We start from the raw sequence: 24,823 nt of genomic DNA on the forward strand, positions 1-24,823 counted from the left end.
CCGTGCCGAACGTGCTCGAGACCCTCGTCGCGGGCGCGCTCGAGGACGCAGCCGCCCGTCGTGCCGACCGTCCGACCGCCGACGTCGAACGTGACCTCGACCGGGTGGCGTCGCCCCTCGACGCCCTCGCGTTCCTGGCGCCCGGCGACCGGGTGAAGATCCTCGCCGAGGTCAAGCGCGCGAGTCCCTCCCGTGGCTCCATGGCGCCCATCGAGGACCCGGCAGCCCTCGCCGCCGACTACGAGCGCGGCGGCGCGTCGACGATCAGCGTCCTCACCGAGGGGCGGAAGTTCCTCGGCAGCCTCGCCGACCTCGAGGCGGTCAAGGCGCGCGTGTCGCTGCCGGTGCTCCGGAAGGACTTCATCGCCGAGCCGTACCAGGTGCTCGAGGCCCGTGCGGCCGGCGCGGACCTGGTGCTGCTCATCGTGGCGGCGCTGGAGCAGCGGAAGCTCGTCGAGCTGCACGAGCTCGCCGAACAGCTCGGCATGCGCGTCCTGGTCGAGGCGCACTCCGGGGACGAGGTCGCCCGTGGCCTCGACGCCGGCGCGCGGATCCTCGGCGTCAACGCTCGTGACCTGACCGACTTCTCGCTGGACCGCGACCTGTTCGGCTCGCTCGCCGACCGCATCCCCGACGGGGTCGTGCGCGTCGCCGAGTCGGCCGTCGCCGGTCCCGCCGACGTCGCCCACTACCGCGCTGCGGGGGCCGACGTCGTCCTGGTGGGGGAGGCGCTCGTCACGGGCGCGGACCCCGCCACCACCCTCGCGTCGTTCATCGCCGCAGCGGACGGCTCCGGCCGCCCGCGCGCCTGACCGACACCGTCCCACCGGTCGCTCCGCACGTCGGGGTGACCGAACACCCCGGGAGTCCCACCGTGACCTCACTCCGTGACCTGCAGGGCCCGTACTTCGGCGACTTCGGCGGACGCTTCGTCCCCGAGTCGCTCGTGCTCGCGCTCGACGAGCTCGAGACCGCCTTCCGCGAGGCCTGGGCGGACCCGGCGTTCCGCGCGGAGCTCGACACGCTCCAGCGCGAGTACACCGGTCGCCCGTCGATCATCACCGAGGCGCCGCGGTTCGCGAAGCACGCCGGTGGCGCCCGGATCATCCTCAAGCGCGAGGACCTCAACCACACCGGCTCGCACAAGATCAACAACGTGCTCGGTCAGGCGCTCGTCGCCAAGCGGCTCGGCAAGACCCGGCTGATCGCCGAGACCGGTGCCGGCCAGCACGGCGTCGCCACCGCGACGGCCGCCGCCCTGTTCGGCATGGACTGCGTCGTCTACATGGGGGCGGTCGACACCGAGCGCCAGGCCCTGAACGTCGCCAGGATGCGGCTGCTCGGCGCCGAGGTGATCCCCGTCGAGACCGGTTCGCGCACCCTGAAGGACGCGATCAACGACGCCCTGCGCGACTGGGTGGCGAACGTCGACTCGACGCACTACCTGCTCGGCACCGTCGCGGGACCGCACCCCTTCCCGGAGATGGTCCGCGAGTTCCACAAGGTGATCGGGGAGGAGGCCCGTCAGCAGGTCCTCGACCGTGTCGGTCGCCTGCCGGACGCCGTCGCCGCGTGCGTCGGCGGCGGGTCGAACGCGATGGGCATCTTCGAGGCCTTCCTCGACGACGAGTCCGTCCGGCTGCACGGCTTCGAGGCCGGCGGCGACGGCATCGAGACCGGTCGGCACGCCGCGAGCATCTCGCTCGGCCGCACCGGCGTGCTCCAGGGCACGATGTCGTACCTCATGCAGGACGAGGACGGCCAGACCATCGAGAGCCACAGCATCTCCGCGGGCCTCGACTACCCGAGCGTCGGCCCGGAGCACGCCTACCTGGCGTCGATCGGCCGCGCGCAGTACAGCCCGGTCACCGACACCGAGGCGATGGAGGCCTTCCGCCTGCTCGCCCGCACCGAGGGCATCCTGCCGGCGATCGAGTCGGCGCACGCCCTGGCCGGCGCGATCACGCTCGGCAAGGAGCTCGGCCCGGACGGTGTCGTGCTGGTGTCCCTGTCCGGACGTGGTGACAAGGACGTCGCGTCCGCCAGTCGCTACTTCGGCATCCTCGACGAGAACGCGGTGCAGCTGTGACGAACACCGAGACGAACCGGTCGGTCGCGACGACGATCGACACCGCCAACGCCGAGCGTGCCGGAGCCGTCGTCGGCTACCTGCCCGCTGGGTTCCCCGACCTGCGGACGAGCGTGGACGCCGCGGTCGCCCTCGCCGAGAACGGCGTCGACGTCATCGAGCTCGGCCTGCCGTACTCCGACCCGGTGATGGACGGCCCGGTCATCCAGCGCGCGGCCGAGGAGAGCCTGGCGAACGGCTTCCGGGTCGCGCAGGTCTTCGACGCGGTCGACCAGATCACGAACCGGGTCGACGTCCCCGTCCTCGTGATGACGTACTGGAACCCGGTGCTCCGCTACGGCGTGGACCGCTTCGCCGACGACCTGGTCTCGGCCGGCGCGTCCGGCCTGATCACGCCGGACCTCATCCCGGACGAGGGTCGCGCCTGGGTCGACGCGTCCGAGCGCACCGGGCTCGACCGGGTGTTCCTCGCCGCACCGTCCTCGACGGACGCCCGCATGGAGCAGGCGGTCCACTCGAGTCGCGGCTTCGTCTACGCGGTGTCGACGATGGGCGTCACCGGTGCACGGGTCGGTGTCGACACCGCCGCCCGCACCGTCGTGTCACGACTCCGTGACGCCGGCGTGGAGCGCACGTGCGTCGGTCTCGGCATCTCGACCGCCGACCAGGTGCGCGAGGTCCTCGAGTACGCGGACGGCGCGATCATCGGCTCCGCCTTCGTGCGTGCCCTCGCCGACCTCGGCGTCCAGGGGGTCGCAGACCGCGCGGCCGACCTGACGAGCGGCGCCGTGCGCGGCTGACGCAGCCACCCCTTGCGGACGGGAGGCGCGGTACGGGTGGGCCGACCGGCTCACCGGTACCGCGCCTCCCGTCCGTCCGGATCACGGTTCCCACAGGACCGGCCTCCTGGTTCCTGGTGGGCGCGGTTCCCGCGCTACAGTGAGCGGGGCCGACCCTCCAGCGGCACCGCGGCCGTCCAGCACCGAAAGGCGACAGCACCTCCATGCCCCTCCTGAGCATCCCGAGCCCGAGCACCGCGTGGCAGTACTTCGACCTGACCGCCTGGGTACGCGACGTCTTCGGGTGGTCGCTGCCGCTCGACTTCCGGATCCACGCGTACGCCATCTGCATCCTGCTGGGCATCGTCGCTGCCGTCGTGCTGGCGAACCGTCGGCTCAACGCGCGCGGGGTCGAGCGCTGGATCATCATCGACATCGCGATCTGGGCGGTGCCGGCGGGCATCATCGGTGGTCGGCTCTTCCACGTGTTCACGCACGTCAGCGACTACTTCGGTCCGGGGCGCGACCCGCTGTCGTTCCTCTACGTGTGGGAGGGCGGTCTGGCGATCTTCGGCGCGCTCATCCTCGGGTCGCTCGGCGCGTACATCGGGTGCCGCCAGGTCGGCCTGCGCTTCTCGACCCTGATCGACGCCATCGCCCCGGGCGTCCTGCTCGCCCAGGCCTTCGGCCGCCTCGGCAACTACTTCAACCACGAGCTCTTCGGCATGCCGACGAGCCTGCCGTGGGGTCTCGAGATCGAGTCGACGAACGCCGCGTTCCCGAAGGGCCTGCCCGAGGGCACGCTCTTCCACCCGACCTTCCTCTACGAGATCATCTGGAACGTCGTCGGCGTCGTCGTGATCCTGCTGCTCGACAAGCGCTTCCGGCTGCAGTGGGGCAAGGTCATGGCGCTCTACCTGATCTGGTACGGCACCGGTCGCTCGGTGCTCGAGTCCATCCGCGTCGACACGAGCGAGACCTTCTTCGGGATCCGCACCAACGTGTGGATGTCCTTCGCTGCGATCCTGCTCGGCATCGTGATCTTCCTCGTGCAGACGCGTCGGCACACCGGTGCGGAGCCGAGCCCGTACCTGCCGGGTCGCGAGCCGCGTCGGACCTCCGATGTAGACTCGGACGACACCTGGTCGGAACACGACGACGACGCTCCGGCGACCGACGTCGACGCCGATCCGGTCCCTGCAGCAGGCCGCGCGCGGTAACTCCGCGACCGGCAGCACCCGCTCCGCGGACGGCACCCGCCGGCCACGGTGCACCCTCCGCACGGTCGGGTCACCACGAGTGACCCCACCACCTCGCGCGTCGTCTGCGCACCCTCCACGGCGACGCGCACGGGCACCAGTCCCGCCCGCTCGGGCGGAACGCACCACCGGGCCACCGACGTCCCTGTTCCACTTCCTCGTGAGGACGGTTCCCCATGGCGCTCCAGCCAGACCCTGCCCCCCGTTCGACGCGCTCCCTGCAGCCGGCACACCGACGCTTCTCGGCCGTGCCCGAGGCCACCGGTGCGTACGACCCGGCGAACGAGAAGGACGCCTGCGGCCTCGCGATGGTCGCGACGCTCCGCGGCACCGCCGGGCACGACATCGTCGACGCCGCGCTCGGCGCGCTCCGGAACCTCGAGCACCGTGGTGCCGTCGGCTCCGACGCCGGCACCGGTGACGGTGCGGGCATCCTGTGCCAGGTGCCGGACGCGTTCCTCCGCGACGAGGTCGACTTCGACCTGCCCGCGGCGGGGGAGTACGCCGTCGGCACGGCGTACCTGCCCGTCGACGAGGACGAGCGCCACGCGGTGAAGGGCGCCGTCGAGCGCATCGCCCGCGAAGAGGGCCTGAAGGTGCTCGGCTGGCGCGAGGTGCCCGTGCGACCCGAGGTGCTGGGCACGCTCGCGCGTGCCGCGATGCCGGCGTTCGAGCAGCTCTTCGTCGCCTCGACCCGGCACGACGTGCACGGTGCCGCGTGGAGCGGGATCGCCCTCGACCGGCAGGCCTTCCGGCTGCGCAAGCGCGCGGAGCACGGTGTCGAGGTCTACTTCATGTCGCTGTCGAGCCGGACGATGGTCTACAAGGGCATGGTCACGACGCTCCAGCTCGAGCCGTTCTACCCGGACCTCAGCGACGAGCGCTTCGCGTCGAAGCTCGCGATCGTGCACTCCCGGTACTCGACCAACACGTTCCCGTCCTGGCCGCTGGCGCAGCCGTTCCGCACGCTCGCGCACAACGGTGAGATCAACACCGTCCGCGGCAACCGCAACTGGATGCGGGCACGCCAGTCGCAGCTCGAGAGCGAGCTCCTCGGCGACCTCGCCCCGCTGCTGCCGATCGTCAGCCCGGGCGCGAGCGACTCGGCGTCCTTCGACGAGACCCTCGAGCTGCTCACCCTGACCGGCCGCTCGCTGCCGCACGCGGTGTCGATGATGGTGCCGGAGGCCTGGGAGAACCAGGTCGGGATGGACCCGGACCTCCGAGCGTTCTACGAGTACCACTCGATGCTCATGGAGCCGTGGGACGGACCGGCGGCGATCACGTTCACCGACGGCGCGGTCGTCGGCGCGACGCTCGACCGCAACGGCCTGCGCCCGGGGCGCTTCCTGGTCACCGACGACGGGCTCATCGTGATGGGGTCGGAGACGGGTGTCATCGACGTCCCGCCGGCCAAGGTCGTGCGCAAGGGCCGCCTGCGCCCCGGCCGGATGTTCGTCGTGGACACCGAGGCCGGGCGGATCATCGAGGACGACGAGGTCAAGCGCGAGCTGGCGACCTCGGGGCCCTGGGCGCAGTGGCTCGAGCAGGGCCGCATCAACCTGAGCGACCTGCCGGAGCGCGAGCACATCGTGCACACCCCGGCATCGGTCACCCGTCGCCAGCGCGCCTTCGGCTACACCGAGGAAGAGGTGCGCATCCTGCTCCGCCCGATGGCGCAGACCGGCGCGGAGCCGCTCGGCGCCATGGGTTCGGACACGCCGATCGCCGTGCTCTCCGAGCGCCCCCGCCTGCTGTTCGACTACTTCACGCAGCAGTTCGCGCAGGTGACGAACCCGCCGCTCGACTCGATCCGCGAGCAGGTCATCACCTCGATGGGGATGGGCCTCGGGCCGGAGCGCAACCTGCTGAGCGCCGGGCCGGAGCACGCGAAGCAGATCGTGCTCGACTTCCCGGTCATCGACAACGACGAGCTGGCGAAGATCCAGCACTTCGAGACGGAGTCCGGTCGCCACCTCACGGTGACGATCAAGGGCCTGTACCGCGTCGACGCGGGCAAGAAGGCGATGCAGAAGCGCATCGCGGCGGTCTGCGACGAGGTCGACCAGGCGATCGAGTCGGGCAAGCAGTTCATCGTGCTGTCCGACCGTGACGGCAACGCCGAGCAGGCGCCCGTCCCGAGCCTCCTGCTGCTCGCGGCCGTGCACCACCACCTCATCCGCACCGAACAGCGCATGAAGGTCGGGCTCATCGTCGAGGCCGGCGACGTGCGCGAGGTCCACCACGTCGCCACCCTGATCGGGTACGGCGCTTCGGCGATCAACCCGTACCTGGCGATGGAGACGTGCGAGAACCTCGTGCGTTCGGGCATGATCACCGGCATCACGCCGGAGCAGGCCGTGAAGAACGTCATCAAGGCGCTCGGCAAGGGCGTCCTGAAGATCATGTCGAAGATGGGCATCTCAACGGTGTCCAGCTACGCCGGTGCCCAGGCGTTCGAGGCGGTCGGCCTCAGCCAGGAGTTCGTCGACCGGTACTTCACCGGGACCTCGTCGATCCTCGGCGGCGTCGGCATCGAGGTCATCGCGAAGGAGAACGCCGAGCGCCACGCCCAGGCGTACCCGCAGGACGGTGCGGTGCTCTCGCACGAGCGGCTGCAGACCGGCGGCGAGTACCAGTGGCGTCGCGAGGGTCCGCCGCACCTGTTCAACCCGGACACGGTCTTCCGGCTGCAGCACGCCACGCGGGCCCGTCGGTACGACATCTTCCGCGAGTACTCGCAGGCGGTCGACGACCAGTCCGAGGAACTCATGACGCTCCGCGGGCTGTTCCGGTTCCGCCACGGCGTCCGGAAGCCGATCGCGCTGGACGAGGTCGAGCCGATCGAGTCGATCGTGAAGCGGTTCAACACGGGCGCGATGTCCTACGGGTCGATCTCACAGGAGGCCCACGAGACCCTCGCGATCGCGATGAACCGCCTCGGTGCGCGCTCGAACACGGGCGAGGGCGGCGAGGACGTCGAGCGCCTGCTCGACCCGGAGCGCCGCAGTGCGATCAAGCAGGTCGCGTCCGGGCGCTTCGGCGTCACGAGCATGTACCTGACGCACGCCACCGACATCCAGCTGAAGATGGCGCAGGGCGCGAAGCCCGGCGAGGGCGGCCAGCTGCCCCCGACGAAGGTGTACCCCTGGGTCGCGCGCACCCGCCACGCGACCGCCGGCGTCGGGCTCATCTCGCCGCCGCCGCACCACGACATCTACTCCATCGAGGACCTCAAGCAGCTCATCTTCGACGTCAAGCGGGCGAACCCGTCCGCTCGCGTCCACGTGAAGCTGGTGAGCCAGTCCGGCATCGGCGCGGTCGCCGCGGGCGTGACGAAGGCCCTGGCCGACGTCGTGCTCGTCTCCGGCCACGACGGCGGGACGGGGGCGTCCCCGCTCAACTCGCTCAAGCACGCGGGCACCCCGTGGGAGATCGGCCTGGCCGAGACCCAGCAGACCCTCATGCTGAACGGGATGCGCGACCGGGTGGTCGTGCAGGTCGACGGGCAGATGAAGACCGGCCGCGACGTGGTCGTGGCGGCGCTGCTCGGCGCCGAGGAGTACGGCTTCGCGACCGCTCCGCTCGTCGTCGAGGGCTGCATCCTGATGCGCGTCTGCCACCTGGACACCTGCCCGGTGGGGGTCGCGACGCAGAACCCCGAGCTCCGCAAGCGCTTCACGGGCAAGCCCGAGTTCGTCGTGAACTTCTTCGAGTTCATCGCACAAGAGGTCCGTGAGCTCCTCGCCGAGCTCGGCTTCCGCTCGCTCGACGAGGCGATCGGGCAGGTCGACGCGCTCGACACCGACCGTGCCGTGGAGCACTGGAAGGCGTCCGGGCTCGACCTCGGGCCCGTCCTGCACGGACCCGAGTTCGCCCGCGACGAGCCGCGCCGGCACGTCCGCGAGCAGGACCACGAGCTCGACGAGCACTTCGACGTGCAGCTCATCGCGCAGACGGCGGACGTCCTTGAGCACGGTGGCTCCGTCGCGCTCGACCTGCCGATCCGCAACACGGAGCGGGCCGTCGGCACCATGCTCGGCCACGAGGTCACGCTGCGGCACGGCGAGCACGGCCTGCCCGCGGGGTCGATCGACGTCACGCTGCGCGGATCTGCCGGACAGTCGCTCGGTGCGTTCCTGCCCGCAGGCATCACGCTCCGCCTGGTCGGCGACAGCAACGACTACGTCGGCAAGGGCCTGTCCGGCGGCGCGATCGTCGTCCGCCCGGACACCGAGTCCGGCTTCGACCCGTCGGAGAACGTCATCGCCGGCAACGTCATCGGCTACGGCGCGACGCAGGGGAGCATGTTCATCCGCGGCATCGTGGGCGAGCGCTTCCTCGTCCGGAACTCCGGCGCCACGGCGGTCGTCGAGGGTGTGGGCGACCACGCACTCGAGTACATGACCGGCGGGCTCGCGCTGATCCTCGGCGAGACCGGTCGGAACCTCGGCGCCGGCATGTCCGGCGGTACCGCGTACGTCCGCGGGCTCCGTCGGGAGCACGTGAACGCCGACGCACTCGCCACCGGCGAGCTGCGACTCGAGGAACTCGACAGCGCCGACGTCGAGATCGTCAGCGACCTGCTCCGGCAGCACCTCGCGGAGACCGGGTCGAGCGTCGCCGGCGACCTGCTCGAGTCAGGCGACCTGGGCGACTTCGTCAAGGTGCTCCCGCGCGACTACGCCGCGGTGCTCGCGACCCGTCAGCAAGCGGTCGACGAGGGCCTCGACCCGGACGGCACCGTCGTCTGGAACCGCATCCTGGAGGTGACCGGTGGCTGACCGCACCGCGACCCCCACGTCCATCCCCAGCACCACCCAGCACGAGCAGGAGGCGAACCGTGGCTGACCCGAAGGGCTTCCTCAAGGTGCAGGAGCGCGAGCTCCCGCCCCGTCGACCCGTCCCCGTGCGGCTCATGGACTGGAAGGAGGTCTACGAGCAGCAGGAGTCCGGCGCCCTGAAGCGGCAGGCCGGTCGCTGCATGGACTGCGGCGTGCCCTTCTGCCACCAGGGCTGCCCGCTCGGCAACCTCATCCCGGAGTGGAACGACCTGACGTGGCGCGGTGAGGGCCGCCAGGCGATCGAGCGGCTGCACGCCACGAACAACTTCCCGGAGTTCACCGGCAAGCTCTGCCCGGCCCCGTGCGAGGCGTCCTGTGTGCTCGGCATCAACCAGCCGCCGGTGACCATCAAGCAGGTCGAGGTCTCGATCATCGACGAGGCGTACAAGAACGGCTGGGTGACCCCGCACCCGCCGGAGCGCCTGACGGGCAAGACCGTCGCGGTCGTGGGCTCCGGTCCCGCCGGCCTGGCCGCCGCCCAGCAGCTCACGCGGGCGGGGCACACCGTCGCCGTCTACGAGCGTGACGACCGGATCGGCGGGCTGCTCCGCTACGGCATCCCGGACTTCAAGATGGAGAAGCGGCAGATCGACGCGCGCCTCGCGCAGATGCAGGCCGAGGGCACCCGCTTCCGCGCCGGTGTCGAGATCGGTGTCGACATCACGTGGGACGACCTGAAGTCCCGCTACGACGCGGTCGTCGTCGCCACCGGCGCCACGGTGCCGCGCGACCTCCCGATCCCGGGACGCGACCTCGCGGGCGTGCACTACGCCATGGAGTACCTCGTCCAGCAGAACAAGGCGAACGCCGGCACGACCGTCGACAACCAGGTCACGGCCGAGGGCAAGCACGTCGTCGTCATCGGCGGCGGCGACACCGGCGCGGACTGCATCGGCACCGCCCACCGCCAGGGCGCACTCAGCGTCACGAACCTCGCGATCGGCAAGCAGCCGCCGCTCGAGCGTCCGTCCGAGCAGCCCTGGCCGATGTTCCCGACGGTGTTCGAGGTCACGAGCGCCCACGAGGAGGGCGGCGAGCGGCACTTCCTCGCCTCGACCGTCGAGTTCCTCGGCAACAGCGCCGGCGAGGTCCGCGCACTGCGGGTCGCCGAGACCGAGTACCTCGACGGCCGTCGGGTCCCGAAGGCCGGCACCGAGCGGGAGATCCCCGCGGACCTGGTCCTCATCGCGATGGGCTTCACCGGCCCCGAGACGGACACGATCGAGCCGCAGCTCGGACTGCCCACCTTGGTGTCCGGCGCGGTCGCGCGCCAGGCGGACTACTCGACGAACGAGCCCGGCGTGTTCGTCGCGGGCGACGCCGGCCGCGGCCAGTCGCTCATCGTCTGGGCGATCGCCGAGGGGCGCGCCGCCGCCTCGAAGGTCGACGCGTACCTCGAGGGCTCGACGATCCTGCCGGCACCCGTCAAGGCGACCGACCGCGCACTCACGGTCTGACGCCGTGAGCGCACACGGAACACCGGTCCACCGATGAGCAGCAGGCCACCGGCACTCGATAGGGTGCTGGTGGCCTGCTCTCGTTCCGCGCGGCCCCACAGCGCGGAAACCGGCACCACCCACCACACGAAGGAATCCATTGAGACGCGCAAAGATCGTTTCGACGCTCGGTCCGGCTACGTCGGACTACGAGACCGTCAAGGAGATCATCGAAGCGGGCGTCGACGTCGCCCGCCTCAACCTCAGCCACGGTGACTACAGCGTCCACGAGGCGAACTACGAGAACGTCCGTCGCGCCGCCGCGGACCTCGGCAAGCCGGTCGCGATCCTCGTCGACCTGCAGGGCCCGAAGATCCGCCTCGCGAAGTTCGCCGACGGCCCGCACGAGCTCGCCGTCGGTGACGTCTTCACGATCACCACCGAGGACGTCCCCGGCTCGAAGGAGATCTGCGGCACGACGTTCAAGGGCCTGCCGCAGGACGTCAAGCCCGGCGACCCGCTGCTCATCGACGACGGCCGGGTCCGCCTGCGCGTGCTCGACACCGACGGCGTGCGCGTGCGCACCGAGGTCGTCGTCGCCGGCACGGTCTCGAACAACAAGGGCATCAACCTGCCCGGTGTCGCCGTCAACGTCCCCGCGCTGAGCGAGAAGGACGAGGCCGACCTCCGCTGGGCGATCCGCCAGGGCGCCGACCTCATCGCGCTCTCGTTCGTGCGCAACGCCGCCGACGTCGACCGCGCCCACGAGATCATGGACGAGGAGGGCAAGCGCCTCCCGATCATCGCCAAGGTCGAGAAGCCGCAGGCAGTCGACGCCCTCGAGGAGATCATCGATGCCTTCGACAGCATCATGGTCGCCCGCGGCGACCTCGGCGTCGAGCTCCCGCTCGAGGCCGTCCCGATCGTGCAGAAGCGCGCCGTCGAGCTGTCCCGCCGCATGGCGAAGCCGGTCATCGTCGCGACGCAGATGCTCGAGTCGATGATCTCGTCGCCGATCCCGACCCGCGCGGAGACCTCCGACGTCGCGAACGCCGTGCTCGACGGCGCGGACGCGGTCATGCTCTCCGGCGAGACCAGCGTCGGCGAGTACCCCGTGCAGACCGTCCGCACGATGGCCCGCATCGTCGAGTCGACCGAGGACCACGGCCTCGAGCGCATCGCCCCGCTCGGCACGAAGCCGCGCACGCTCGGTGGAGCGATCACGCTCGCCGCGGTCGAGATCGCGGAGTTCACCGAGGCGTCCTACCTCTGCGTGTTCACCGAGTCCGGTGACTCGGCACGTCGCATGTCGCGCCTCCGCCACGGCCTGCCGATCATCGCGTTCACCCCGAACGAGGCCACGCGTCGCCGCATGGCGCTCACCTGGGGTGTCCGCTCGTTCCTCGTGGAGCGCAAGACCCACACCGACGAGCTGTTCTCGCAGGTCGACGACGTGCTGCTCGCGAACGGTCTCGCCGCCCCCGGTGACCGGGTCATCGTGACGGCGGGTTCGCCCCCCGGACTCGAGGGCTCGACGAACGACCTGCGGGTGCACCGCGTCGGCGACGCGCACGCCGAGGCGGCCCCCGCCTACGTGCGGGACTGACCCGGTCACCGCACCCGGTCACCACGCCGACAGGGCGCGGACGGGAGGCACGGCGCGACACCGCGCACGGCCTCCGGTCCGCGCCCTGTCGCGTTCCCCGGTGGGGCCACCCGGCACCCGTGCACCCGTGCGCGGTGTGCCGGCGTCTGGTACAGCTCGTCGACCACGGGGCGCGCCGGACCGGACGGTGGACGTGCGGAGGTGACCGGGCGTCGGACGGATCGGGCAGGATCGTCGGTGTGAGCCTCCAGGACGCCCCCCGCACCGCACCGACCGCAGCGGACGTCCGCCGCTGGCGCCGCTACCTGGCGGACGAGCGGGCGGAGGCCGCGGTCTACCGGAACCTCTCCACCCGGCGCACGGGCGAGGAGCGTGAGATCCTCGCGGCGCTGGCCGAGGCGGAGGGGCGGCACGAGCAGCACTGGCTCGACCTGCTCGGCGACGACGTCGGCCGACCGCTCCGCGGCAGTCTGCGTACCCGGGTCCTCGCCGCGCTCGCGAAGCGGTTCGGGTCGGTGTTCGTCCTCGCGCTCATGCAGCGCGCTGAGGACCGCTCGCCCTACGCCGACGACGACGACGCGACCGCGCGCATGGCAGCCGACGAGCGGATCCACGGCGAGGTGGTCCGCGGGCTCGCGAACCGCGGACGCATGCGGCTGTCCGGCACCTTCCGCGCCGCGGTGTTCGGGGCCAACGACGGGCTCGTGTCGAACCTCGCGCTCATCATCGGCATCAGCGCCTCCGGGGCCGACCGACACTTCGTGCTGCTCAGCGGCATCGCGGGGCTGCTCGCCGGCGCCCTGTCGATGGGCGCGGGGGAGTACGTCTCGGTGCGGTCCCAGCGTGAGCTCCTCGACGCCTCTGCACCGCACCCCGACGCCGGGCGGGCGGTGGCCGACCTGGACGTCGACGCGAACGAGCTCGCCCTCGTCTACCGTGCGCGGGGCATGGACGAGGCCGCGGCGCAGGAGCACGCGGCAGAGGTGCTCGGCGGTCGGACGGTCACCGCCGCCACCGCGACCGACGAGCACGAGGCCGTGGGGAGCGGGACGAGCGCGGCCGTCTCGAGCTTCTGCTTCTTCGCCTCGGGAGCGATCATCCCGGTGCTGCCGTACCTGTTCGGGCTCGAGGGGTGGCCGGCGATCGTCCTCGCGGCGGTGCTGGTCGGCATCGCGCTCCTCGGCACCGGCGCGGTGGTCGGTGTGCTGAGCGGGGCCTCGCCGCTCAAGCGCGCGCTCCGCCAGCTCGCGATCGGGTTCGGTGCGGCCGTCGTCACCTACGGGCTGGGGCTGCTGTTCGGCACCGGGAGCGCGTAGCGGCGCCGCAGGCGGAAGCGATCGAGCACCCCGCCGGTGGGTGGCTGCGGTCGGAGCGCCTCAGCGGCGAGCAGCCGCGCGCGGCGGCAGCAGCAGGAGCGCCGCGGCGCCGACGACGACCAGCGCGATGCCCGAGAAGACCGTGAACACCGTCAGCGCCAGTCCGGGGGCGACGAGCACGACCACACCGCCGATGAGCGAGAGCAGTCCGCTCACCACGGTCGGCAGTCGCGACGACCCCGGGTGCCCCACGAACGCGCCGACGAGCGCGGCGACGCCCTCGAGCAGGAACGCCACCCCGGCGAGCACGGCGTAGACCAGCAGCGGGACGGCCGGGTCGACCAGGGTCACCAGGCCGGCGATCCCGACCAGGCCGCCGACGGTGCCCGACGTCCACCGCCACAGCGCGGTCGTGCCGTGTCCGCGCACCGCCGCGACGACACGCATGGTCCCCGCCGCGACCAGGTAGACGCCGAACACGAGTGCGACGAGGACGAGCGACGGCTCGGGCCAGACCACGGCGACGATGCCGAGCACGATCGCGACGACGGCCGTGACGACGACGAACGCGCGGAACGAGCGCACGGCGCGAGAGTCCACGGCTGCCCCTTCCGCTCGGTCCGCGTGGTCACCGACGGTACCCGCGGGCGGCGGTCGGCGTCCGCGGTCGGTTCCGGTCGCCACGGTCACCCCGGTCGCCCCGGTCGGGCCGGGAGGCGCGACGTGCGTCGACCGGTCGGCCGACGACGTGCGCCTCCCGCGCCCCGCCGCCCGGGTCAGGACCCGGAGGTCGGTGCGGGGGTGGCGGACCCGTCCGTGCCGCGGTCCTGGTCCGGCTGCGGCGGCTTCGGGGCGTCCGACCCCTTCGGCGGGGTGGGGGCGTCGCCGTCCTTCGGCTTCGGTGCCTTCTCGTCCGTCGGCGGCTTCGGGGCGTCCGACCCTGTCGGCGGCTCCGGCGCGTCGGAGCCCGTCGGGGGCTTCGGTGCGTCGCCGTCCTTCGGCTTCGGTGCGTCGCCGGTTGCCGGCGGAGCCGCCACGCAGCCCGGGGCCGGAGCGGCGCCCTTCCCGGTGCCCTCGGTACCCGGTGCGGCGGGGCCGCCCTTCGCGCCGGGCGCGGGAGCGCCGCTGGGAGCGCCGCTCGGAGCGCCGCTGGGTGCACCGCTGGGCGCTCCCGTCGGTGCGCTCGAGGCGCCGGAGCCGTCGGCGACGGCCGCGGTCACGCCGAGTCCGCCGAGGAGCAGCGCCGCGGCTGCCGCGGAGCCGATGCCCACGCGACGCAGCGTGCGTCGGCGGCGGTCGGGAGCGGTGACGGGCTGGTCGTGTCGTTCGTCCTGCATGGTGTGCCTTCCGTGTCGGTGTCACCGGACCGGGGCGGTCCTGCGACGTGGACGACGGTCGAGCTCGAATCTGAAGCAGGACTGAAGCACAGGGATCCTCCAGCGTCCTCCATGCTCCTTACAGGCAGTGCCCACCTACCGTGTCCGCCGTGAACGCACCCGCACGTGTCCTGGTGGTCGAGGACGACGACTCCCTCCGCACCGCCGTCGCCGCGACCCTGCGCGCCGAGGGCCTCGTCGTGTCCGAGGCGTCCGACGGGCGCTCGATCGCCGAGGACCTCGACCGCGCCGCCCCGGATCTCGTCCTGCTCGACTGGATGCTGCCCGGCCCGAGCGGCATCGTGCTCGCAGCGCGGGTCCGCACCCGATCGGACGCGGCCGTCGTGATGATGACCGCGCGGGACGAGCTCGACGACCGGCTGCGCGGCTTCGCCGAGGGCGCCGACGACTACGTGGTGAAGCCGTTCGCGATGGCCGAGCTCGTGGCCCGTGTCACGGCGGTGCTCCGGCGACGAGGGAGGGTCCCGTCGGTGATCGAGGTCGGGGACCTGGTGCTCGACCCCGAGGGCGCGACCGTGCGGCGCGGTGGCGTCCTGCTCGACCTGACCGCCACCGAGTTCCGGCTGCTGCGGTTCCTCGCCGAGAGCCGGGGCCGGACGGTCTCGAAGGGGCAGATCACGACCCAGGTCTGGGGGTACGAGGACATCGCGCCGAACCTGGTCGAGGTCCACCTCAGCGCCCTACGCCGGAAGATGGAGGCGCACGGACCCCGACTCGTGCACACGGTGCGCGGGCTGGGGTACCGGCTCGCCGTGGACCGGGGTGCGGCGTGATGGCCTCGGGCGGTCGGCTGCGCACCACGTCGCTGCGGTTGCGCACCGTCGTCGCGGTCCTCGTGCTGCTCGCGGTCCTGCTCGCCGGGCTCGTCGTCGCGGTCGAGGCGGTGCTCGGCGCCCGGCTCCGCGCGCAGGTCGAGGACCGACTGCGGGACCGGGCCGCCGCAGCCGCCGCGCTCGTCGGGGTGCTCGATGCGGACGACCTGGCCGACCGCCTGTCGGCGCAGGGGCTCTCCGTGCGGATCGTCCAGCCCGACGGCGCCTCGGTCGAGGCCGGTCCGACCCCCGACCAGCTGCGCTCGGGTCCGCCGGATCCCGGAGGCCTGCCGGGACCGGCCGCGCGCGAGCGGTCCTCCGGGTCGACGGGCCCCGGGTCGGCGGGTTCCGGGTCGTCGTCGGCCGGATCGTCGTCCTCGGGGTCGTCCGGCTCCGCGTCCGGGTCCGGCGCGGCGACGTCGGGCGCGTCGGTCGTGTCGTCCAGCGTGCGCGACGACGACGGTGTCCTCACGCTCCGGTCCGTCCTCGACGACGGCACCCGCATCACCCTCACCGCCGGGACGCGCGACGTGCAGGAGACCCTCGCGCAGCTCGCTTGGGTGATGGGCGGAGCCTCCGCGGCGTTCCTCGGGGTCGCCGTCGTCGGCGTCGTCCTGGTCGTCCGGCGGGCGCTGCGCCCGCTCGACGAGGTCACCGCGACGGCGCGGTCCATCGCCGACGGCGACCGTGGTCGTCGTCTGCGGCCCGCACGGACCGACACCGAGATCGGCCGCGTTGCCGCGGCGTTCGACGAGATGCTCGACGCCGTCGAGGGCGCGGAGGCCCAGGCCGTGGCCGCCGAGGAACGGGTGCGCGGCTTCCTGTCCGACGCCGCACACGAACTCCGCACGCCCGTCGCCGGGGTCCGCGCAGCGGCGGACACCCTCGTGCGGAGCGGCGGTGACGACCCGGCGACGACGGAGGTGCTCGCCGTGCACGTCGTCCGCCAGGCGGACCGGGCGTCGCGGCTCGTCGACGACATGCTGACGATGGCGCGGCTCGACCGCGGCATCGCCCTCGACCGGCGGACGACCGACCTCGTCCCGTGGCTGCGTGCCGAGGTCGACCGGCTCGAGCTCCGGTTGCCCGGCATCGCCCTGCACACCGAGCTGCCCTCGGGCTCCGTCGTCGCCGAGGTCGACCCGGACCGACTGGCGCAGGTGCTCGGCAACCTCGTCGACAACGCCGCACGCGCCACCGGCGGTAGGGGGACGGTGCGCGTGACGCTCGGCGGGGGCGATGACGAGGCGGTGCTCGTGGTGGAGGACGACGGGCCCGGGATCGCCCTCGCAGACCGGGAGCGGGTGTTCGACCGGCTCGTCCGGCTGGAGGACTCCCGCGACGTCCGGTCGGGTGGCGCCGGGCTCGGCCTGCCGATCGCCCGCGGGATCGCGACCGCCCACGGCGGCACCCTCGTCCACGGGGAGGACGGCACGCTCGGCGGTGCGCGGTTCGTGCTCCGCCTGCCGCTCGCCGGCCGGTCGGTCGACCCCGTACCGGGGGCCGACCGGACTGTCGGTCGAGCGCCCGCGTCTGCCACGATGGGGACGTGAGTGCACTTCAGGAGCCCGGTCGGATCGTCGCGGTGGCGCGCGACACCGAGCACCGGTTCAGCAAGCCCGTCGTCGAGGAGATCACCCTGGTCGCGGGGTGGGGTGTCGAGGGCGACGCGCACGCCGGCACCACCGTCCAGCACCGGTCGCGCGTCGCCCGCGACCCCTCGCAGCCGAACCTGCGGCAGGTCCACCTGCTGCACGCCGAGGTGTTCGACGAGGTCGCGGCGGCCGGGCACGTGGTCGTCCCCGGGGACATGGGCGAGAACGTCACCACGCGCGGTGTCGACCTGCTCGGGCTGCCGACCGGGGCGCTGCTCCACCTCGGCGACGAGGCGTGTGTCCGCGTGACGGGGCTCCGGAACCCGTGCCAGCAGATCAACGACTTCGACCCCGGGCTGCTGCGCGCGGTCCTCGGTCGGGCGGAGGACGGCACCGTGGAGCGCAAGGGCGGCGTGATGGGCGTCGTCGTGACGGGCGGTGTGGTCCGTGCCGGAGACGCCGTCAGGGTCGAGCTGCCGGCCGGGGAGCCGCAGCCGCTGGTGCCGGTGTGACGACCGGGGCCGGCTGACGGTCCTGCTAGCCTGGTGCCCTCGCGAGTGTGGTGGAACGGTAGACACGGGGCACTCAAAATGCTCTGCCTCACGGCGTGCGGGTTCGAATCCCGCCACTCGTACTGGATCGCTCACGGCGTGCGGGGCTGCACAGACCGAGCGTCCCGTCACTCGTACTGGATCGCTCACGGCGTGCGGGGCTGCGCAGACCGAGCGTCCCGTCACTCGTACTGGATCGCTCACGGCGTGCTGGGCTGCGCAGACCGAGCGTCCCGCCACTCGTACACAGCTGACGGAAGCCGCGCGCTCCGTCTAGTAGGCTCTCGGTCGTGAGTGACACAGAAGCAACCCCAGCAGCACCGCGTCGCGTCGTCGTCGCCGAGGACGAGTCGCTCATCCGTCTCGACATCGTCGAGATCCTCCGCGACAACGGGTTCGACGTGGTCGGCGAGGCCGGCGACGGTGAGACCGCCGTCCAGCTCGCGACCGACCTCCGCCCGGACCTCGTGGTCATGGACGTCAAGATGCCCCAGCTCGACGGCATCTCCGCTGCCGAAAAGCTCTCCAAGAACCACATCGCTCCGGTGGTCCTCCTCACGGCGTTCAGCCAGAAGGACCTCGTCGAGCGCGCGACCGAGGCCGGTGCCCTGGCCTACGTCGTGAAGCCCTTCACCCCGAACGACCTGCTCCCCGCGATCGAGATCGCCCTCTCGCGGCACCAGCAGATCATCACGCTCGAGGCCGAGGTCGCCGACCTGGTCGAGCGGTTCGAGACCCGCAAGCTGGTCGACCGTGCCAAGGGTCTGCTCAACGAGAAGATGGGCCTCACCGAGCCCGAGGCGTTCCGCTGGATCCAGAAGGCGTCGATGGACCGCCGCCTGACCATGCACGACGTCGCGAAGGCGATCATCGAGCAGCTCAGCGCCAAGAAGTAACGAGCACCCGCTCGCTCACGCGGAGAGCGCCGCCGGACCCGGTCCGGCGGCGCTCTCCGCGTTCCGACCCAGGCGGCCGTCGATGCGCGTGCACCGTGCGACACCGCACCGGTCGATCGACGCGCACGGTGTCGGTCGATGCGCCTGCATCGGGTGCGCCCGCACGGTGCGACATCGCACCCGTCGAACGACGCGAGCGATGTCGGATACGGCGCGAGCGCGCGGCAGACCACCGGGCCGGGAGGCGCGGGTCGGCCCCGCCGCCGCCCGACCACGTGGCAGGGTGGGGGCATGGACGACGTGGTGATCCGTGCCTCCCGACCGGCGGACATGTCGGCGGTCGCCGACCTGCGGTGGCGGTGGAGCGTCGACGAGGACGGACGCGCACCGACGGTGACGCGCGAGGAGTACCGCGAGGCGATGACCGCCTTCGCCGGCGAGCACGCCGACTCGCACCGGTGCGTCGTCGCGGAGCGGGGCGGTGTCGTGCTGGGGATGGCGTGGCTCGCGCTGAACGCCCGTCCGCCGGTGCCGCACCGGCCGCGGGGACGTGTCGCGGCCGAGCTCCAGAGCGTCTACGTGCACCCGGACCTGCGCGGCGGGGGCGTGGCGAAGGACCTCGTCGCGGCGCTGCTGGACGTGGCGGACGACGCCGGCGCGGAGCGCGTCGTGGTGCACTCGAGCGTCGTCGGGGAGACGCTCTACCGGCGGCTCGGGTTCGGGGACGCGCGCCTGCTGCTGCAGCGACCGCCGGAGGACTGAGCGCGGTCGGCGGCCCTAGCGCCGCTCGCGGATCATGTTCGTGATCCGCACGGTCGAGCAGCGGCGCCCCTCGTCGTCGGTCAGGACGATCTCGTGGGTCGTCAGGGTGCCGCCGAGGTGGATCGCGGTGCAGGTCCCGGTGACGCGGCCGCTCGTGGCGCTCCGCGAGTGCGACGCGCTCAGCTCGATGCCGACGGCGTAGCGACCGGGGCCGGCGTGCACGTTCGCGGCCATCGAGCCGAGGCTCTCGGCGAGCACGACGTACGCACCGCCGTGCAGCAGGCCGACGGGCTGGCGGTTGCCCTCGACGGGGATCGAGCCGACCGCACGCTCGGCGGTGAGCTCGGTGATCTCCATGCCCATCTTCGTGGCGAGCTCGCCCATCCCGCGGTCGGCGAGCCGTCCGTCGACGGGTCCGGTGGTGGTCGCTTCGTCGGTCACGCGCGCAGGACTCCCGTGTCGGATGGCGTCGGTAGGCTGTCCGGGTGTCGGACTCCGCAAAGCCTACCCTCATGGTCATCGACGGCCACTCGCTCGCCTTCCGGGCCTTCTACGCGCTCCCGGTCGACAGCTTCGTGAACCGCGAGGGGCAGCACACGAACGCCATCCACGGCTTCATCTCGATGCTGCTCATGCTCCTCCAGCGCGAGAAGCCGACCCACCTGGCGGTCGCGTTCGACATCTCCCGGTTCTCGTTCCGCACGCGTGAGTACGAGGACTACAAGGGAACCCGTTCCGAGACCCCGGCAGAGTTCAAGGGCCAGATCCCGCTCCTGCAGCAGGCGCTCGAGGCGATGGGCATCACGACGGTCACGAAGGAGGACTACGAGGCCGACGACATCCTCGCGACCCTCGCCCGCCAGGGGTCCGAGCAGGGCTACCAGGTCTACGTCGTGTCCGGTGACCGCGACTCCATCCAGCTCGTCAACGACGACGTCACGCTGCTCTACCCCTCGGTGCGCGGCGTCTCCGAGCTCACCCGCTACGACCGCGACAAGGTGTACGAGCGGTACGGCATCGAGCCGCACCAGTACCCGGACATCGCGGCCCTCGTGGGGGAGACCAGCGACAACCTGATCGGCATCGACAAGGTCGGCGAGAAGACCGCGGTGAAGTGGATCACCGCGTACGGGTCGCTCGACGGGGTGCTCGAGCACGCCGACGAGATCAAGGGCGTCGTCGGCAACAACCTCCGCGAGCAGAAGGACCGGGCCGTCCGGAACCGCAGGCTGAACCGGCTCGTGAACGACGTCGAGCTGCCCGTCGGCCCGGCAGACGTCGCACTCCGACCGCTCGACGAGCAGGCGGTGCGCGACCTCTTCGCGAAGCTGCAGTTCCGCACCCTGCTCGACCGGGTGTTCAAGGTCGCGGGCACCGGTGAGCCGAGCGAGCCGAGCGACGCCCCCGGTTCGGTCGACGGCGGCGCCCCCATCCCGCCGAAGGTCACGACGGTCATCGACGAGGAACTCGGCTACTGGCTCGAGCGCAAGGGCGCGAACGACGCCGAGAACGGGTTCGGCGTCGCGGTCGAGGTCATCGACGGCCGCCTCAGCACGATCGGCATCGCCACCCACGACGACGCCGTCCTGGTGCCCGGCGGCAGCGGTGCGAAGGACTACGAGCAGCTCGCCGCCTGGTTCGCGTCGGACGCCCCGAAGCACTTCCACGACGCCAAGGCCGCGATCAAGGCCCTCGGCACGGTCGGCATCACCGTGAACGGCATCGCCGGCGACGCCCGCATCACCGGGTGGCTCGCCCAGCCCGGCAAGCAGGGGCAGCCCCTCGCCGACCTCGTGTACCAGGAGCTCGGCGAGGAACTGCCGACGGCCGACCCGAACCAGCTCGTCCCCGAGACCGAGCCGGTGAACGTCGGCGTGCACGCCTGGTACGTGCTGCGCGTCGACACCGCCCTGCGCTCGCGGGTCGACGAGTCCTCGCTCCGTGTCCTCGACACGATCGAGCTGCCGCTCGTCCCGGTGCTCGCGGGCATGGAGACCATCGGCGTCGGCATCGACCGTCCCGTGCTGACCGGGCTGTCGCACGACCTGGGGGAGCGGGCCGCCGAACTGGCGCAGCAGGCCTTCGCCGAGATCGGGCACGAGGTGAACCTCGGCTCGCCGAAGCAGCTGCAGGAGGTCCTGTTCACCGAGCTGGCGATGCCGAAGACCCGGAAGACCAAGACGGGCTTCTCGACCGACGCCGCGAGCCTCGCCGACCTGCAGGAGCAGCACCCGCACCCCTTCCTCGGCCTGCTGCTGCAGCACCGTGACGCGACGAAGCTCCGGCAGATCGTCGACACGCTCGACGCCGCGGTCGTCGACGGTCGCATCCACACGCGCTACGAGCAGACCGGCACGAGCACGGGCCGCGTCTCGTCGACCGACCCGAACCTGCAGAACATCCCGGTGAAGACCGCCGTCGGGCGCCGCATCCGGTCGGCCTTCGCGGTCGCCGAGCCGTACACGACGCTGGTCACCGCCGACTACTCGCAGATCGAGATGCGCATCATGGCGCACCTGTCCGGCGACCCCGGGCTCATCCAGGCCTTCAACGAGGGCGAGGACCTGCACCGCTTCGTCGGCGCCCGCGTCTTCTCGGTCGAGCCCGCGGACGTGACGCCCGAGATGCGCACCAAGGTCAAGGCGATGTCGTACGGCCTGGCGTACGGTCTCAGCCCGTTCGGCCTGTCGAAGCAGCTCCGCATCGAGCAGTCCGAGGCCCGGACGCTCATGAACGAGTACTTCGCGCGGTTCGGTGCCGTGCGCGACTACCTCCGGGGTGTCGTCGAGCAGGCCCGTGAGGACGGGTACACCGAGACGATCTTCGGTCGCCGTCGTCCGTTCCCGGACCTGAAGAGCCCGAACCGCGTGCTGCGCGAGAACGCCGAGCGCGCCGCGCTGAACGCGCCGATCCAGGGTTCGGCCGCCGACATCATGAAGATCGCGATGCTCGGTGTCGACGAGGACCTGCGCGAGGGGTCGCTCGAGTCGCACCTGCTGCTCCAGGTGCACGACGAACTGATCCTCGAGGTCGCGCCCGGTGAGCAGGAGCGCGTCGAGGAGATCCTGCGGACGCGGATGGGGGCGGCCGCAGAGCTGAGCGTCCCGCTCGACGTCTCCGTCGGCGTCGGCCCGAACTGGGAGGCCGCGGCGCACTGAGCGCGGGGGGGGGGGGGTTGCGCGTTGCGGGTCCGCGTGCCGCGGGACCGGGCGCCGCGGGTCCGAGCGCCGCGGGACCGGGCGCGGCGGGACCGGGCGTGGCGGATCCGGGCGCCGCGGGACCGGGCGCCGCGGGTCGCGACGCGGCCACGCCACGGACGGGAGGCACGGTGCCAGCTGGCGCCGTGCCTCCCGTCCGTGGTCCCGACGCTGGTTCTGGGTCGCGCGCGTTCCTGCCCATCGCACGTGACCTGGGATGCCAATCCGCGCGAGGGAAGCAGGAAGGAATGGCCTCCCACGAGCGGAATGGCCTCCCACGAGCGGAACGGCCTCCCACGAGCGGAACGGCCTCCCACGAGCGGAACGGCATCCCGCCTCCGGCCGCCTCCTCGGCCTGCGTCACGCCGGTCGGTAGGGTCGGGGCATGAGCGAAGACCGACCCGTCCGCCAGCCGTCCGCCGTCGACCGCGTCGCCGAGGACTGGGTGTCCACCCTCGTCGACCTCGACCCCACCGTCGCCACCTACATCGGCGTCCCGGGGCGCACCGACGGGTACGGTGACACCTCGCCCGCCGGCGCCGACGCGATGGCCGACGCCGCCCGCTCGGCCCGCCGCGCCCTCGACGCCGCCGAGGCCACGGACGACGTGGACCGCGTGACGAAGACCGACCTCGGCGCGGAGCTCGACCTGGTCGTCGAGTCGCACGAGCGGAAGCTGCACCTGCGGGACCTCAACGTGATCGCGAGCCCTGCGCAGGAGTTCCGCGACGTCCTCGACCTGATGCCGACCGCGACGACCGACGACTGGCAGGACGTCGCCGGGCGCCTCCACGCGCTGCCCGACGCCCTCGAGGGCTACCGCGAGACCCTGCTGCAGGGCACGCGCGAGCAGGTCACGCCCGCGAAGCGCCAGGTCGAGCTCATCGCCGAGCAGGCCGCGCGCAACGGAGCCGAGGACGGCTTCTTCCGGCAGCTCGTCGACGGTGCCGCGCTGGAGGGCGGCGCGCCGGTCCCGGACGCGCTCCGCGCCGAGCTGGTCCGCGGCGCCGAGGTCGCAGCCGCCGCCTACCGGTCCTTCGGCGGCTTCCTCGAGCACGAGCTCCTGCCGCTCGCGACCCCGGTGGACGCCGTCGGGCGCGAGGACTACGAACTGCACTCCCGACGCTTCCTCGGAGCGGTCGTCGACCTCGACGAGACGTACGAGTGGGGCATCGAGGAGCTCGCCCGCATGCGTGACGAGCAGGAGCGCATCGCGGACCGCATCGAGTCCGGCGCCTCGGTGGCGCGCGCGATCGAGGTCCTCGACGCCGACCCCGCGCGGGTCCTGCACGGCACGGACGCCCTGCAGCGGTGGATGCAGGAGACGAGTGACGCGTCGATCCGGGCGATGGACGGGGAGTACTTCGACATCGCCGACCCGATCAAGCGCCTGGAGTGCCGGATCGCCCCGACGCAGGAGGGCGGCATCTACTACACCGGTCCGTCGGACGACTTCTCGCGTGCGGGACGCATGTGGTGGTCGGTGCCGCAGGGCGTCACGGAGTTCGGCACCTGGCGCGAGAAGACGACGGTCTACCACGAGGGCGTCCCCGGTCACCACCTGCAGATCAGCCAGGCGGTCTACAACCGCGGCGAGCTCAACACCTGGCGCCGCCAGCTCGCGGGCCCGTCCGGACACGTCGAGGGCTGGGCGCTCTACGCCGAGCGGCTCATGGAGCAGCTCGGGTTCCTCGACGACGACGGCGACCGCCTCGGCATGCTCGACGGCCAGCGGATGCGGGCGGCCCGTGTGGTGCTCGACATCGGCGTGCACCTGCAGAAGACGAACCCCGACGGCGGCGGTTGGACGTGGGAGTACGCCCTCGACTTCATGGGCCAGAACGTCAACATGGCCCCGGAGTTCGTGCAGTTCGAGGTCGCCCGGTACTTCGGCTGGCCGGGGCAGGCTCCGTCGTACAAGGTCGGACAGCGCGTCTGGGAGTCGATCCGCGACGAGCTCGCCGCCCGCGAGGGCGCCGCGTTCGACCTGAAGGCGTTCCACCACCGCGCGCTCGCGCTCGGCGGCGTCGGCCTCGACACGCTCCGGAGCGCGCTGCTCGACTGAGCCGACCCGGGCGCTGTCGGCGGTGCACCGGACGGGAGGCACGTGGCGGCACCGCCACGCGCATCCCGTCCGTCCCGCGTCGCCGGCCGACACGCCCGGTTGTCACCGTGGACGCGCACCGGTTAGACTCGAGCGGCGCAATCCGCGCCACCACACACACCGCTGCGACGGCTCGCACCTGCGACAGGTGCGGACCAGGGGGTCGCTCCCTCGCCGTCA

18 protein-coding genes and 1 tRNA gene are annotated in these 24,823 nt (G+C 72.2%); 16 read left to right on the forward strand and 3 right to left on the reverse strand.

Features of this window, described 5'->3' with window-relative positions; translation table 11 throughout:
* Positions 1-11 precede the first annotated feature (11 nt).
* The 8 genes from trpC (at position 12) to QUG98_RS09565 (ending at position 13,329) form a co-directional block, all read left to right on the forward strand.
* Complete coding sequence (gene trpC / locus QUG98_RS09530) at positions 12-812, forward strand: indole-3-glycerol phosphate synthase TrpC (RefSeq protein WP_289470302.1); 801 nt, start codon at positions 12-14, stop codon at positions 810-812.
* Between the two features lie 62 nt (positions 813-874).
* On the forward strand, positions 875-2,089 hold the full coding sequence (gene trpB, locus QUG98_RS09535; RefSeq protein ID WP_058729693.1) for a tryptophan synthase subunit beta: 1,215 nt from the start codon (positions 875-877) through the stop codon (positions 2,087-2,089).
* Complete coding sequence (gene trpA, locus QUG98_RS09540; protein ID WP_434533429.1) at positions 2,086-2,889, forward strand: tryptophan synthase subunit alpha; 804 nt, start codon at positions 2,086-2,088, stop codon at positions 2,887-2,889. Before trpB ends, trpA begins: the two co-directional genes overlap by 4 nt.
* Positions 2,890-3,092: 203 nt before the next feature.
* Positions 3,093-4,088 (forward strand): prolipoprotein diacylglyceryl transferase, encoded by a 996-nt coding sequence (gene lgt / locus QUG98_RS09545; RefSeq protein WP_289470303.1) that lies wholly within the window; start codon positions 3,093-3,095, stop codon positions 4,086-4,088.
* A 215-nt stretch (positions 4,089-4,303) separates the two neighbouring features.
* Complete coding sequence (gene gltB, locus QUG98_RS09550; protein ID WP_289470304.1) at positions 4,304-8,911, forward strand: glutamate synthase large subunit; 4,608 nt, start codon at positions 4,304-4,306, stop codon at positions 8,909-8,911.
* Between the two features lie 59 nt (positions 8,912-8,970).
* Complete coding sequence (locus QUG98_RS09555; protein ID WP_289470305.1) at positions 8,971-10,428, forward strand: glutamate synthase subunit beta; 1,458 nt, start codon at positions 8,971-8,973, stop codon at positions 10,426-10,428.
* Between the two features lie 139 nt (positions 10,429-10,567).
* Positions 10,568-12,013 (forward strand): pyruvate kinase, encoded by a 1,446-nt coding sequence (pyk, locus tag QUG98_RS09560; RefSeq protein ID WP_058729696.1) that lies wholly within the window; start codon positions 10,568-10,570, stop codon positions 12,011-12,013.
* 239 nt (positions 12,014-12,252) lie between these two features.
* Complete coding sequence (locus tag QUG98_RS09565; protein ID WP_289470306.1) at positions 12,253-13,329, forward strand: VIT1/CCC1 transporter family protein; 1,077 nt, start codon at positions 12,253-12,255, stop codon at positions 13,327-13,329.
* 60 nt (positions 13,330-13,389) lie between these two features.
* Here the strand turns inward: QUG98_RS09565 and QUG98_RS09570 are convergent, their stop codons facing one another.
* Positions 13,390-13,929, reverse strand: a complete 540-nt coding sequence (locus tag QUG98_RS09570) for an HdeD family acid-resistance protein (RefSeq protein WP_289470307.1) — start codon at positions 13,927-13,929, stop codon at positions 13,390-13,392.
* Positions 13,930-14,105: 176 nt separating this feature from the next.
* Positions 14,106-14,666 (reverse strand): hypothetical protein, encoded by a 561-nt coding sequence (locus tag QUG98_RS09575; protein WP_289470308.1) that lies wholly within the window; start codon positions 14,664-14,666, stop codon positions 14,106-14,108.
* A gap of 149 nt (positions 14,667-14,815) precedes the next feature.
* Between QUG98_RS09575 and QUG98_RS09580 the strand changes: the two genes are divergently transcribed.
* The 6 genes from QUG98_RS09580 to QUG98_RS09605 all read left to right on the forward strand — a co-directional run bounded on the left by QUG98_RS09580 (position 14,816) and on the right by QUG98_RS09605 (position 19,342).
* Complete coding sequence (locus QUG98_RS09580; protein WP_289470309.1) at positions 14,816-15,499, forward strand: response regulator transcription factor; 684 nt, start codon at positions 14,816-14,818, stop codon at positions 15,497-15,499.
* Positions 15,499-17,091 carry a sensor histidine kinase gene (locus QUG98_RS09585; RefSeq protein ID WP_289470333.1) on the forward strand — a complete coding sequence of 531 codons (1,593 nt, stop codon included), beginning with the start codon at positions 15,499-15,501 and terminating at the stop codon, positions 17,089-17,091. Before QUG98_RS09580 ends, QUG98_RS09585 begins: the two co-directional genes overlap by 1 nt.
* Positions 17,088-17,645, forward strand: coding sequence for an MOSC domain-containing protein (locus QUG98_RS09590; protein WP_289470310.1), 558 nt, complete (start codon positions 17,088-17,090; stop codon positions 17,643-17,645). Before QUG98_RS09585 ends, QUG98_RS09590 begins: the two co-directional genes overlap by 4 nt.
* Positions 17,646-17,686: 41 nt before the next feature.
* Positions 17,687-17,767: transfer RNA gene (locus tag QUG98_RS09595), tRNA-Leu, on the forward strand.
* Positions 17,768-17,974: 207 nt separating this feature from the next.
* Positions 17,975-18,580, forward strand: a complete 606-nt coding sequence (locus tag QUG98_RS09600; RefSeq protein WP_022903868.1) for an ANTAR domain-containing response regulator — start codon at positions 17,975-17,977, stop codon at positions 18,578-18,580.
* A gap of 291 nt (positions 18,581-18,871) precedes the next feature.
* Complete coding sequence (locus QUG98_RS09605; RefSeq protein WP_289470311.1) at positions 18,872-19,342, forward strand: GNAT family N-acetyltransferase; 471 nt, start codon at positions 18,872-18,874, stop codon at positions 19,340-19,342.
* 15 nt (positions 19,343-19,357) lie between these two features.
* Here QUG98_RS09605 and QUG98_RS09610 read toward each other — a convergent pair whose 3' ends face one another.
* Complete coding sequence (locus QUG98_RS09610) at positions 19,358-19,726, reverse strand: PaaI family thioesterase (RefSeq protein WP_111226424.1); 369 nt, start codon at positions 19,724-19,726, stop codon at positions 19,358-19,360.
* Positions 19,727-19,827: 101 nt separating this feature from the next.
* On the opposite strand from QUG98_RS09610, the gene polA reads away from it, so the two are divergent.
* A complete protein-coding gene (gene polA / locus QUG98_RS09615; protein WP_289470312.1) occupies positions 19,828-22,500 on the forward strand; it encodes a DNA polymerase I in 2,673 nt (890 codons plus the stop codon).
* Between the two features lie 424 nt (positions 22,501-22,924).
* Positions 22,925-24,604, forward strand: coding sequence for a DUF885 domain-containing protein (locus tag QUG98_RS09620; RefSeq protein ID WP_289470313.1), 1,680 nt, complete (start codon positions 22,925-22,927; stop codon positions 24,602-24,604).
* Positions 24,605-24,823 lie beyond the last annotated feature (219 nt).

The sequence above is a fragment of the Curtobacterium subtropicum genome, from assembly GCF_030362975.1.
Lineage (GTDB): Bacteria > Actinomycetota > Actinomycetes > Actinomycetales > Microbacteriaceae > Curtobacterium > Curtobacterium subtropicum.